The 13,441-nt window shown below is 72.4% G+C and carries 5 protein-coding genes; all 5 read left to right on the top strand.

The annotated features are described in order from the left end of the window. The coding region (gene bcsB, locus GXW78_RS27470) for a cellulose biosynthesis cyclic di-GMP-binding regulatory protein BcsB (protein WP_211872116.1) at positions 1-2,238 on the top strand (2,238 nt) is incomplete at its 5' end. Continuing rightward, positions 2,235-5,942 carry a cellulose synthase subunit BcsC-related outer membrane protein gene (locus GXW78_RS27465; RefSeq protein ID WP_211872115.1) on the top strand — a complete coding sequence of 1,236 codons (3,708 nt, stop codon included), beginning with the start codon at positions 2,235-2,237 and terminating at the stop codon, positions 5,940-5,942. The genes bcsB and GXW78_RS27465, both read left to right, overlap by 4 nt. A 300-nt stretch (positions 5,943-6,242) precedes the next feature. Beyond that, complete coding sequence (locus GXW78_RS27460) at positions 6,243-7,982, top strand: ShlB/FhaC/HecB family hemolysin secretion/activation protein (RefSeq protein ID WP_211872114.1); 1,740 nt, start codon at positions 6,243-6,245, stop codon at positions 7,980-7,982. Positions 7,983-7,987: 5 nt separating this feature from the next. Then, the gene (locus GXW78_RS27455) at positions 7,988-12,337 is read left to right on the top strand and encodes a two-partner secretion domain-containing protein (protein ID WP_211872113.1); all 4,350 of its coding nucleotides are present in this window, start codon (positions 7,988-7,990) and stop codon (positions 12,335-12,337) included. Then, on the top strand, positions 12,337-13,441 hold a 1,105-nt coding region (locus GXW78_RS27450; RefSeq protein WP_211872112.1), incomplete at its 3' end, for a tetratricopeptide repeat protein. The genes GXW78_RS27455 and GXW78_RS27450, both read left to right, overlap by 1 nt.

Raw genomic sequence — 13,441 nt, 5'->3', positions numbered from 1 at the left:
GCCCTCGACCCCCCGCCCTTCGCGCTGCCGCCACCCTCGGTGCTCGGCCTCGATCCGGGTGCCGGTGCCGTCGCGGCACCGGCACCGCCGCCGCCCGCCGTGGCCCCGCGGCGGCAGGTGACGCGCACGCTGCGGCAGCTCGGCCTGGCCGGGCCGATGCGGCTGCGCGGCGTCTCGCCCCTCCAGGGCGTGCAGTTCGGCGTCCGCGCGGATGAGGTCGTGACGGAGGCGCGGCTCGTCGTCTCCGGCGCCGCCTCCCCCGCGCTGGTGCCGGAAACCAGCCAGCTCACCATCACGCTGAACGACCAGCTGCTCGGCGTGGTGCAGCCCGATCCGGCGCGGCCGTCCTTCGGCCCGATCGAGTACCCGATCAGCCCGGCCTTCTTCACCGAGATGAACCGGCTGAACTTCGCGTTCACCGGCCGCTACCGCTCGGAATGCATCGATCCGCTCTCGGACCTGTTGTGGATGACGGTGGCCGACGGTTCCTCGATCCAGATGACGCTCGAACGGCTGCCGCTGCCGCCCGATCTCGCGCGCCTGCCGGAGCCCTTCTTCGATCCGCGCCTGCTGCGCCAGGCCCTGGTGCTGCCCTTCGTCCTGCCTGAGGCGGCGGGCAATGAATTGCTGCGCGGCGCGGCCGTCGCGGCATCCTGGTTCGCCTTGCAGGCGGAGTATCGCGGGGCGCGCTTCCCGGTCTCCGCGTCGCTGCCGAACAGCGGCAATGCGGTCGTCGTGGCGACGCCGCAGGAATTGCCGGAGGGGCTGACCCTGCCGGCGATGAACGGGCCGACCGTCGCGCTGGTGGAGAACCCGCACGACCCGGCCGGCCTGATCCTGTTGATCGCCGGGCGCAACCCGGCCGAGGCGGCGACCGCGGCGATGGCGCTGTCCCTCGCGCCGCAATTGCTGTCGGGCGTCACCGCCACCGTCTCCCTGCCACGCCCGCCGCAGCGCCAGCCTTATGAAGCCCCGCGCTGGCTGCCGACGAACCGTCCTGTCAGCATCGGCGAGCTGGTCGAGCGCAGTGAGCTCCAGGTCAATGGCTATGCCCCGGGTCCGATTGCGGTACCGCTGCGCACCGCCCCGGACCTCGCGACCTGGCGCCAGCACGGTTTCCCGGTCGATCTGCGCTTCCGGGCGCCGCCGGGGCCGATCCTCGATGTCGAGGTGTCGCGCATCGACGTTTCGGTCAGCGGCAGCTACCTGCGCTCCATCCCGCTGCGCGAGCAGGAGACCTGGCCCTGGTCCTGGATGCTCAGCCAGGTCGGCCTGAATCAGCAGCCGCGGCAGGCCTCGGCGCGCGTGCCGCCGTGGCTCGTCACCGGCCGCAACGAGTTGCAGCTTCAGTTCGACATGCGGCCGATGAACCGTGGCGACTGTGTCGCCGTGCCGGCTGACGTCCAGGCCTCGGTCGATCCGGGCAGCACGATCGACCTGTCGCGTGCCTACCGGTTCGCGACGCTGCCGAACCTCGCCTACTTCGCCAGCGCGGGCTTCCCCTTCACCCGGCTCGCCGACCTGTCGGAGACGGCTGTCGTGATGCCGGACCGGCCCTCCCCGGTCGAGGTCAGCGCCTTCCTCGGCATGGTGGGTGGACTGTCCAACATCGTCGGCGTGCCGGCGTCGGGGCTGGCGGTCGTCCGCCCCGGGCAGTTGCAGCAGGTGGCCGATCGCGACCTGATCGTGATCGGCACCGTGCAACGCCAGCCGGCGCTCGCGACGCTGCTGCAGAATACGCCGCTGCGTGTCGACGGCAGCGCGCTGGCCATGACGCTGCCTGACGCGATGGAAGGATACGCACGGCTGATCTGGGAAGGGCCGCCGCCTGAGGAGCGCATCCGGGCCGCCGCGGTGCTGGCCGCGCCGGCCGAGGGCCTCGGCTTCGTCGCTGGCGGGGAATCGCCGTTGCGTGCCGGGCGATCGGTGGTGGCGATCGGCGCGCCGACGCCGACAGCGGTGGAGGCGATGGCCGAGGCGCTGCGCGACCCCACGCGCATCCCGCGCGTGCAGGGCGACCTGGTGCTGCTGACGGGCAACGGCATCGAGGCCTTCCGCACCGCACCGTCCTACGGCGTCGGGTCGCTGCCATTCTGGCTCTGGCCGAACTACTACCTGGGAGCACAGCCATGGGTGCTGCTGCTGATGATGATCGGCGCCAGCCTCCTGATCGGCCTTCCGGTCCTGGTGGCGCTGCGGCGCCGCGCGGTGCGGCGGCTGCGGGGGCGGCAGTCGTGACCGGGCATCGCGCGCTGCGCGTCGCGCTGCTCGGCGCCGTGGCGCTCGTCGGGCTGGCGGGGGCGGCGTCGGCGCAGGCGCCCGCACCCGCCAACGGCGCCGTCGGCGTGCTGCTGCAACAGGCGCGGTACTGGCAGCAGCAGAACCGCCCGGACCTGGCGCTGAGTTCCTTCGAGCGCGTGCTCGCCGCCGATCCGCGCAATGCGGACGCGCTGGCCGGCGCGGCCGAGGCGCAGGCGGCGATGGGCAACCGTGCGGCGGCGGAGGCATTGCTCGGGCGCCTGCGTGCCGTGGCGCCGTCCGCGCCTGCGGTCGCGGGAACGCAGGAAGCGCTGCGCGGCGCGTCCGTCAGCCGGGACGCCATCGAGGAAGCGCGGCGGCTGTCGCGTGACGGTCGCGTGCCGGAGGCATTGACGCGCTATCGCGATGCCTTCGCCGGCGGCACGCCGCCCGATCTCTACGCGGTGGAATACTGGCTCACTTTGGCCGGGACGGAAGGCGGGTGGGAGGAAGCGCGGCGCCAGCTCGCCGCGCTCGCCGCGCGCAGGCCGAATGATGCGCGGGCGCGCGTCGCCGCCGCGCAGGTGCTGACCTGGCGCGAGGCGACACGGGCGCAGGGCATCACCGAGCTCGCCGCCCTGGCGCGCGACCCGGCCACGGCGCCGCAGGCGATCCAGGCGTGGCGGCAGGCGTTGCTGTGGCTCGGCACCGGGCCTTCGGCCGAGGGGCCGCTCGAAGCCTTCCTCGCCGTTCGACCCGGGGATACGGCGATCGAACGGCGCCTGGCCGAGGTGCGCGACCCGACGCGGCGCGCCGCCGAGGCCGGGGCGGCGACGCGGCAGGAAGGATTCGAGCAGCTCGACGCCAACCGGTTGCGCGAGGCGGCCCGGTCCTTCGAGGCATCGCTCGCACGCAATCCACAGGATGCGGATGCGCTGGGCGGGCTTGGCGTCGTGCGGTTGCGCGAAGGCCGTGCCGAGGAAGCACGTGGCCTGCTGGAGCGCGCGATCGCGGCCGATCCGTCGCGTGCTGCGAACTGGCGCAACGCGTTGGACGGCGCGTCCTACAGCGTCGAGCTGGCGGAAGGGCGCGCGCAGTTCCGTCGCGGCGAGATCGACGCCGCCGAGGCCACGTTGCGCCGCGCCGTCGCGCGCAATGCCGCCGACCGCACGGATGCGGAGGTCCTGCTCGGTGACATCGCGCTGCGCCGCAACGATGCGGCGACGGCGGAGGAACGGTTCCGCGCTGCCCTGGCACGCCGGCCGAACTTCCAGCCGGCGATGGCGGGGCTGGAGCGCGCGCTGCGGCAACAGGGCCGCACCGCCGAGGCCGAGGCGCTGGCGCGGCAACTGCGTGTCGCCTCGCCGGGCAGTGGTGCCGGCGGCGGCGGTGCGGGATCCCGCCTGCGGGCGGAGGCGGCCCGGGCGCCGGATGCGGCGGCCGCGTCTGCATTGCTGCGCGCCGCGCTGGCGGAGGCGCCGAACGATCCGTGGATCCGGCTCGACCTGGCCCGATCCCTGGCACGCCAGGGGCAGGGCAGTGAGGCGCGCGCCATCATCGAGGCGCCGCTCGGCGATGGCCGGTCGGGATCGGATTCGCTGTTCGCCGCGGCGTTGTTCGCCGAGGAGCAGGGCCGGCTGGGCGATGCCGCGTCGCTGATCGCGCGCGTGCCGCCGGCCCGGCGTTCCCCCGACATGGCGCGGCTGGCGCAGCGCACGCGCGTCGCGGCGGAGGTGGATGAGGCCGCCGCCATCGGCGGGTTCGAAGGACGGCAGCGGCTGCTCGCCATCGCCGCGCGACAGGACGCGACCGGGGCGACCCCCGCCGCGGTCGTGCGCGCCTTCGGGCGTATCGGCGATACGCGCGGCGCGGAGGAAGCCGCGCGCGTCGCCATGGCGGTGAACCGCACGCCATCGGCCGCGGCGCGGCTTGCGATCGGCGGGGCGCTGCTGGAAGCGGGGCTGGAACCGCAGGCCGCGGCGATGGTGCGCGGCGTGACCACCGGCGCCGGCGCGACGGCCGAGACCCGCCGGCAGGCCGAAGCGCTGCAGGCCGGGATCGCCGTGCGGGCGTCGGATCGTGCCAATGAGGCCGGCGACCAGGCGGCCGGCTTCGACCGGCTGCGCCCGGTGCTGGCGCAGTCGCCCGACGACCCGGCGGCGAACCTGGCGCTGGCGCGGCTGTACCAGGGCGCTCGGCGGCCCGAGGACGCGCAGCGCATCGCCGAGGCCGTGCTGGCCCGCGACCCGACCAACCTGACGGCGCGCGCCGGGGCGGTGGATGCGGCGATTGCGGCGCGCAACTGGCGGCAGGCGCAGGCGCTGATCGACGAAGGCCGGGCGCTGGCGCCGAACGAGGCGCGCGTTTCCCTGATGCAGGCGCGGCTGTCGCGTGCGCAGGGGGATGGCCGGGGCGCGTTGCGGGCGGCGCAGCTCGCCGCGGAGCAGCGCCAGTCGCAGATCGGCGAGGTGGTGCCGATGTCGTTCATGCCGGGGACCGCGATCGACAGCAATCCGTTCCGCAGCGCCGGGATGACGGTGGGCGCGCCGATTGCGCGCGACCCGCTCTCCGCCGAGATCGCGACCGAGATCGAGGCCGCACGCGAGCAGACGGCGACGCGCTTCACGGCGTCGCCGTTTGTGCGGGGGCGGTCGGGCACGCAGGGGCTCGACCGGCTCAGCGAGGTGGCGATGCCGATCGAGGGATCGATCGGCGTGGGTGGCATCGGTGGGCGGCTGGCGGCGACCGTCACGCCGGTCTCGATCAGTTCAGGGAACTTGCCGTCGGATCTGGTGTCGATGCAGTCCTTCGGCGCCAACCCGATCGCCTATCCGGGCGGCATGCTGGCGCCGCGGGGTGACACGGCATCGGGCGTCGCGCTGAACCTGGCCTACCAGCGGGAGAATTTCCGCGTGGATGTCGGCTCCACGCCGCTCGGCTTCCGGGAGAACAACATCGTCGGCGGCATCGAAGTCGCGCCGTCGCTCGGCGGCGGCTGGCGCATCCGCGCGGCGGGTGAACGGCGGGCGATCACGGACAGCCTGCTGTCCTGGGCCGGCCAGCGCGACACCCTGACGGGCGAGGCCTGGGGCGGCGTCGTGCGCACCGGCGGGCGCGTGCAGGTGGAGTACGCGCAGGGCGCCGGCAGTCTTTATGCCGGCGGCGGCTATGCGGTGCTGGACGGCACGGGCGTCGAGGACAATTCGCGCATCGAGGCGGGCGCGGGCGGGTCCTATGCCGTGATGCGGCGGCAGGACGAATCGGTGACGGTCGGGCTCGACCTCGTCTACTTCGCCTATGACAAGAACCTGCGGTTCTTCACGCTGGGCCATGGCGGGTATTTCAGCCCGCAGAGTTACACCGCGATGAATATCCCGGTGGATTGGCGAGCGCGGTCGGGCGACTGGTCCTGGCGGCTCGGCGGCTCGGTCGGCTATGCGGTGTGGTCGGAGGATTCGTCGCCGGTTTTCCCGTCGAATCCGTCGCTGCAATCGCAGCTCGTCGCGCAATCGGCCACCAATCCGCTGGTTTTCTCGATGTATCCGTCGCAGAGCGAGAGCGGCGTGATCGGGAGCCTCCGCGGCGACCTGGAATACGCGATGACGCGCGACCTCGCGCTGGGGGCGATGGTCCGATACGACCGGGCGGCGAACTGGAACGAAGGGCGCGCGGGCGTTTATGTGAGATACCGGCTGCCGGAGTAGAGCCTGGGCTGGGGACGGAGAGGGGCTCCGCGCATCTCCGGCATCCTGCCAACGGCCGGAGGGCCTTTGGAAACCCTGCCTGGCGCCGGGCGGCAGAACGCCCGGTATCGCCACGGCGCAAAGGGCGGACCACTGCGATCCGGCAACGCGAGGTGCATCACAATCCGCACCTCGTGATCGTCTCCATTTGCAAGCTGCGGCTCCGGCGCCGTGACAGGCTGCGCATGCCACCGCATAATCCGCTGCGACACCGTTAGGATCCGGCTCGCGAGCGAGTGGTCGGCAGGGAGCGCAGGACGAATGAGTCGACGCCGCGACGCACTGCTTGTTGCCTTGGCCTTGCTGGCCTGCCTGCTCGCGTTGCCGCGCATCGCGCTGGCCCAGGGCCCCGCCGGCGCGGTCATTCCCCCGCAGGGCACCCGCGTGCCCGAGATCGCACCGACGCAGCCGCCGCGCGTCGGGCCCGGCACCGCGCCCGGCGCGGTCACGCCATCGGCCGACCCGGCGCTCGCCCGCACCGTCACCATCACCTCGGTCGCGGTCGAAGGCGCGACGGCGTTCCCGCGGGATCGGCTCGAAGCCACGATCGGGCCGATCGCGGGCGTCGTGCCGCTGCAGCGCGTCGAAGACGCCCGGGTTGCGATCCTCAACCTGTACCGGGAAGCGGGCTACGTCTTCACGGTGGTCGATGCCGCGGTCGAGCGCGACGGCCGGCTACGGCTCACGGTGGGCGAGGCCGAGATCGTCGAGGTGCGGCTGGATGGCGACATCGGGCCGGCCGGCGCGCTGGTGCTGAACTTCCTCGAGAACCTGCGCGGCGTGCGGCCGATCGACACGGCGACGCTCGAACGGTGGCTGCTGCTCGCCGAGGACATCCCGGGCGTCACGATGCGCGCGGTGCTGCGCCCCGCCGGCACGGTGCCGGGGGCGCTGAGCTTGGTTGCGCAGGTCGGGCGGCAGGCGGTGACGGGCTATGTCGCCGCGGACAACCGCGCCTATCGGCTGACCGGCCCGCAGCAGGGCATCGCGGCGGTGCAGTTGAATTCCTTCACCTCGCTCGGCGAACAGACCGAGTTGCAGCTGTACTACGCCAATGGCGCGACCTCGCTGTATGGGCAGGCCTCGACCGAGTTCTTCATCGGCAGCCAGGGCGTGCGGATGCGGCTCTACGCCGGCACGGGCGAGACGACGCCGTCCTCGCCGCTGCGGGACATCGGCTACCAGGGCACGACGACGGTCGCCGGCATGGCGGTCGCCTATCCGCTGATCCGGCAGCGGCAGCAGACGCTGACGCTCGCCGCCGCCTTCGATCTGATCGAGACGGAGATCAAGCTGGAGGACAGCCCCTTCGGCGATCAGGTGTTGAGCCAGGATTCGCTCCGGGTGCTGCGCGTCGGCGGGCAATGGGCTGTCTTCGACCAGTTGCTCGGCGATCAACGCTCCGCCGTCAACTCGCTCTCGCTGCGGGTGCATCAGGGGCTGTCGGGCCTCGGGGCCAGTGCGAGCGACAGCCCGCTGCTCAGCCGCGCCGGGGCGCAGACCGACTTCACCAAGATCACCTTCGAGGCCAGCCGCACCCAGGCGCTGTTTTCGCCCTGGACCGGTGCGAACCTCGCGCTGATGGGCATCGTCGCGGGGCAGTGGTCGAACGACATCCTGCCGCAGGCCGAGAAGTTCTACCTCGGCGGCGCGCGGCTCGGACGCGGCTACTATGCCGGTCAGGTCACGGGCGACAGCGCGCTGGCCGCGACGGCGGAACTGCAGCTGTCGATCGCCTATGAGGCCACGCTGTTCGGGCAGGTGATGCGTATCGATCCGATGCTCTACGCCTTCTACGACTGGGGCGAGACCTGGGAGAACCAGCCGCTCGATCCGAACCGGCAGATCTCCTCGGCCGGCATCGGCGCGCGCTTCGGCGTGACGCAGTACGCCGAATTCCAGGTGGAAGGCGTGCGACGCTTCGACCGTCGGCCGAATGGCGATGCCGGCGAGGAACTCAAGGCCGACGCGTTCTACTGGCGCCTGTTGCTGCGCTTCTGACGGGGATGACGATGATGCCGAGGCTGCACCGCTTCCGTTCCGCCCTCCTCGCCGGTACCGCGCTTGTGCTGCCTGTCGCGGCCGCTGCGCAGGCGCCGAATGCCGCGCCGGTGCTCGATCGTGTCGTGGCCGGCAGTATCACGGTGCATCAGGATGCGGCGCAGACCACGGTGCAGCAGGCTCAGCAGCGCGGCATCGTCGATTGGCGCAGCTTCAACATCGGGCGCGACCACACGGTCCGCTTCCAGCAGCCCGGCGCGTCCTCCATCACGCTGAACCGCGTGACGACGCCCGATCCGTCCACCATCGCGGGGCGCATCAGCGCCAATGGTCAGGTCGCGATCGTCAACCAATCGGGCGTGGTCTTCACGCAGGGTGCGCAGGTGGATGCGGCGGGGCTGATCGTGTCCTCCGCCAATATCAGCAACGAGAACTTCATGGCCGGCCGGATGGTGTTCGACCAGCCAGGACGGCCCGATGCGCGCATCGAGAATGCCGGCACCATCACCATCCGCGAGGCCGGCCTCGCGGCGCTGGTGGCGCCGCAGGTCGCGAACCGGGGCACGATCGCGGCGCGGATGGGGCGCGTCGCACTGGCTGGTGCCGAGACCCACGTCATCGACCTGTATGGCGACGGGCTGCTGTCCATCGAGGTCACGGGCGGAGTGCGGCAGGCCCCGGGCAATGGCGGCGCGCTCGTCACGAATACCGGGGTGATCGAGGCGCAGGGGGGAACCGTGCTGCTGACCGCCGCGGCGGCGGACGGCATCGTGCAGGATCTGGTGCGCGCCGGCGGCACCATCTCGGCGGACACTGACGCTGCGACCGGCCGCACCGGCCGCATCGCCATCAACGGCACCGGCGGCGCCGTGCGGATCGAGGGCGAGGTGCGCGCGACCGGCACCGCCGCCGGCACGCGCGGCGGGCAGGTGGAGATCGTCGCGGATCGCGTGCTGGTCGACCAGGGTGCGCGCGTCGATGCCTCCGGCCGCGCCGGCGGCGGCGAGGTTGCGATCGGCACGACGGTGCGGGGTGCTGCCAATCCGCGGCTCGCGCGGCGCGCCGGCATCGTGCAGGGCGCGACGGTCCGCGCCGATGCGACCGAACGCGGCAATGGCGGCACCGTCATCGTCAATTCGCAGGACTATACCGGCCACGCCGGCAGCATCTCCGCGCGCGGCGGGCCGCAGGGCGGAAATGGTGGGTTCATCGAGGTGTCGGGGCAGGCCGGGCTGCTCGTGCTCGGCACGATCGATGCGGGCGCGCCGGCCGGCGACCCGGGGACCATCCTGATCGACCCGGTCAACCTGACGATCGTGGGCGAGGGCGATTCCATCCCTGGCGCGGGCCAGGCCGAGATGACCGGCAACATCCTCGGCGAGGCCGCCCCGCCGGACGAAGCCTATATCTGGCCGTCGCAATTCCAGACCCTCGACGGCGACGTACTGCTTCAGGCGTCCAACGACATCACGGTTAATGCGACGATCACGCGCGGCGGCAATTTTCCTACCAGCCTGACGCTGGACGCGGGGCGCGACATCATCGTCAACGCGCCGATCAATGGCGGCGGCGCCCTGGCGCTTGCCGCCGGCCGCGATATCACGACCAATGCGGCGATCCAGCTTGCCGGTGACATCACGATCGATGCCGGCCGGAACCTCGTGATCGACGGCCCGCTGACGGCGCTGGGAACGGGGGCGGCCGTCGAACTCTTCGCCCGTGCCGGCACCATCAGCTTCACGACCGGCCAGATCACCGGCAATGGCGGCACCTTCGCCGCGACGGCCGCGACCGGGATCACCAGCACGACCTTCGTCACCGGCTTCGGCAGCATCTCGCTGACCGCGCAGACCGGCAACGTGGTGCTGACCGCCGAAGCCGCGCTGAACACAGGCATCGAGGCCGACGGCGTCAGCATCGTCGCGGGCAACGCGATCAGCCTGGGCGGCGGCGATCGCTCGGAAGGTCGGGTCATCTCGACCGAGGGGCTGGTGGACCTTCAGGCGGGCGCCGGCGGCATCACCCAGACCGCGTCGATCCGCGGGGGCACGCTGCAGGTCCGCAGCGCCGGTGACGCGATCCTCGATTTGACGCCGACCGTGCCCGGCCGGGACGTCAACCGGGTGGACGTCCTGGGCGCATCGGACGTCGCGGGGAACTTCTCCTTCCGCGCTTCGGAAATCGGCGACAGCGCGGCACCGCTCATCATCGACGGCGTGGTGCGGGTGGGGGGGCGCTTCAGCCTCGAATCCCTGGTCGGGGTCACGCAGAACGAATCGTCAGCCATCATTACGCCGGATCTGACGGTGACCGCCTTCGGCGATATCCTGCTGCCGGGCGACAACGCCATCACGACGATTTCCGGCATGACGACCGACTTCGCCAACCTCATCACGATCCGCAACACCACGGATCTTACCATCGCGGGGCCGGTGACGCTCGAATCGCCGAACCTTTTCACCACCATCCGCATCGATGTGGAGGGTGGCAATTTGACGGTCGCGGCGCCGGTCACCGCGATATCGCAGGAAGGGATCGGCCTTCTCACCATGACGGCGTCGGGCGACCTCACCGTGACGGCCGCCGGCAGCGTGACCGCGGAAGGTCCTCTCACCTCCTCCATCACCCTGCTGGCCGCCGTGGATGGCGGCAGCTCGAGCGAATTCCTGCCCGGCACCCTGACCCTCGCCGGCAACGTCACCGCGGCGGGCGAGGTCTCGCTCGGCGCGGGAACGGGCGGCATCGTGCAGACCGGGGGCGGCATCACGACCGGGGACCTGTTCGTGACCTCGGGAGGCGACGCGCTCCTCTCAAGTCCCGGCAACGCGGTCGGGGCGCTGGTCTCCTTCTTTGTGGACGGCACCTTCGTGCTCGACAACGGCACGAACGACCTCATCGTCAGGTCGGGTCCGCCGTCGGAGAGCAACGGCACGGCCGGTTCGATCGGCCTGCGGACCGCTGGCACGGTCACGCTCGTCGACGGCGCGTTGATGGAGGCCATCGCGGAGGATGGCCGGATCTCCCTCCGCGTCGGGGGGCTGATCGCCGAAGCCGACGCGACCATCGCGGCGAACCTGATCGAACTCGCGCCCTTCAGCCCGACGCCGATGCGCCTGCCGGTCGCCGAGGCCGTTCCCGGCCAGTTCAGCATCACGCCGGAGACCTTCGCGAGCTTCGAGTTCCAGTCGCTGCGTCTTGGCGCCACGACCTTCGACGGGGTGATGACCACGACGGCCAGCGAGCTAAGCCTCGCCGCCACGGTCTTCATCCCGGCGGCGGGCCCCGTCGTCGCCCTCGCTGCGGTGACCGTGCCGGGCTTCCTCGACCTGCGGAGCCTCGGCGGGATCGCGCAGGATGCCGGCGCCGGCATCGTTGCCGGGACCCTGACGGGTGCCTCCGGCGGCAGCACCGTACTGACCGACCCGGACAATGTCATCGCGACGCTCGGGGGCTTCACGGCCGGCGGCGACTTCAACCTGTTCAGCCAGGGGCCGTTGCTGACCGTACCCGGCGGCAACCTCGTGACCGCCGGCGGCGCGCTGACGATCGAGGTCGGCGGTGGCAGCCTGCTGGTGAACGGCACGGTGCAGGGCGGCACCACCTCCCTGATCACCGATGAGGCGCTGACGGTGAACGGCTTCTCGGCCATCGCGCTGAACGGTGCGCTGCTGCTGCAGGCGCCGGTCGTGACGCTCAACGGCCTGGCGCAGGCGGCAGGGGACATCCTGGTGCAGGCCGGCACGAGCGCTAGCCTGACCGGCATCGCCCGCACGCCGGGCGCCCTGTCCATCACCAGCCCGACCGTGACCTTCGGCGGGCTCGACGCGACCACGGCGGATGTGCGGATCAACCTGGGATCGGCGGGATTTGCCTCCGGCGCGCTCGATGCCGGCGGGCTGCTGGTGCAAGGCGGGCGCGGCGCGGCGCTGACGGGAACCATCGCCGGCATTGCCGGGCGGCCCGCCGCCGCCGCGGGGCGGCGTGCCACCGCGGGCGGCGTGCTGCTGCCCGATCCGCCACCCGACATGGACAGCTACACCTTCAACGACTGCCCCATCGGCGCATCGTTGTGTGCCGCCGTTCCGCCGCCCCCGGAGCCGCCGCCCCCGGAACCGCCGCCGCCCGTGGTGCCGCCTGATGAGGGATGCGTGATCGACGGCATTGCCTGCGCCGCCCTGCCGGAACTGGCGCTGCTGAACCCCTTCGCGGTGACCGCGGTGCTGAACCCGGCGCTGATCCTCGCGGCCGTGGACCAGCTTCGGCCGCCGACCCCGGAGCTCTCGCTCCAGCCGACGCGGGACCCGACCGAGGACAGCGAACTGGCCCCGCCCGACATCCGCGGCGGAGACTATTGATGCGCCTCCCCCTTCGTCCGATCGCGCTGGCCCTGCTGCTCGCGGGCTGCGTCGCGCCCCCGCCCGAAGCCTATGTTCCCGGCGGCAGCGCCGCCACCGCCGCCGAAGCCGTCCCGATCGGCAACAATGCACGCGGCGAGGCCTGCCGCATGCTCCGCAGCGGCGACAGCGCCGAGGTGTTCTGCGGCGAATGGGGCTCGCCCTCGGCGCGCATCCGTCAGGTGGCCGCCGCGCCGATCCCGGCGATGGCGGCGCAGACCGCGGCCGGCCAGGCGGCGCGGATGCAATGCGAGGCGCCGGCCTCGACCGCGGTGCTGGGCGGCCAGCCCGCCGCGCTGATGAACTGCCGCCGCCACAATGGCGGGTGGCCCGCCTTCGCGCTGGTGACGACCGCCGGGGGCAAGGGCTATGAGGCCGAAGGCGTGCTGCCCGCCCTGCCCGCCGCGGAACGGGCGATCGGCGTGCTTTCAGGGCTGGCGAGCCCGACAGGCACGCTGCCGCCCTCCGCCGCGCTCGACATGATGGCGGCGCGGTTGTCGCGTCAGAGCTTCGGCGTGAATGACCTCGCGCAATACGAACAGCTGATGACGCTCGGGCGGCAGGCCAACCAGGCGGAACGCTTCGTCGCCGCGGAGACGGCGTATCGCGGCGCGCTCGCGGCGCAGGAGCGGATGCTCGGCGCCGGCTCGCCCGACACCTTCGGACCGATGATCCGGCTCGCGCTGCAATTGTCGAACCAGGGGCGGTATCCGGAGGCGGAGGCCCTGTTCGCCCGCGCCACGCCGCTCGCTACCCGCACATCCGACCCGCTGGCGCGTGCGCAACTGGCCCATTACCGCGGGCTGCACGAGGCGAACCGGCGCCAGGCCGATGCGGCCCTGGCCGATTTCGGCCGGGCGGAGACACTCTATGCGGCAGAGGTGCCGCCGGAGCTGCGGGCCGGTGGGGCCGGGGCGCGGGCCGGCGCCTTCCAGGCGGGCGGCGCCGTGGTGGATCCGCTCGCGGCGCGGGCCGTGGTCGGGCTGGTCGAAGTGCAGCGCAACCGCGCCGCCGTGCTGCGCAGCGCGGGGCGGGTGCAGGAAGCGGAGGCCGCCGCGGCCGCGG

This window comes from Neoroseomonas terrae (assembly GCF_018129025.1).
Classification (GTDB): domain Bacteria; phylum Pseudomonadota; class Alphaproteobacteria; order Acetobacterales; family Acetobacteraceae; genus Neoroseomonas; species Neoroseomonas terrae.
This window is presented reverse-complemented; position numbering and strand designations above follow the sequence as displayed.

Coding starts and splice junctions, on each gene's coding strand:
- GXW78_RS27460 (WP_211872114.1), top strand. CDS start 6,243: ATGAGTCGACGCCGCGACGCACTGCTTGTTGCCTTGGCCTTGCTGGCC.
- GXW78_RS27455 (WP_211872113.1), top strand. CDS start 7,988: ATGACGATGATGCCGAGGCTGCACCGCTTCCGTTCCGCCCTCCTCGCC.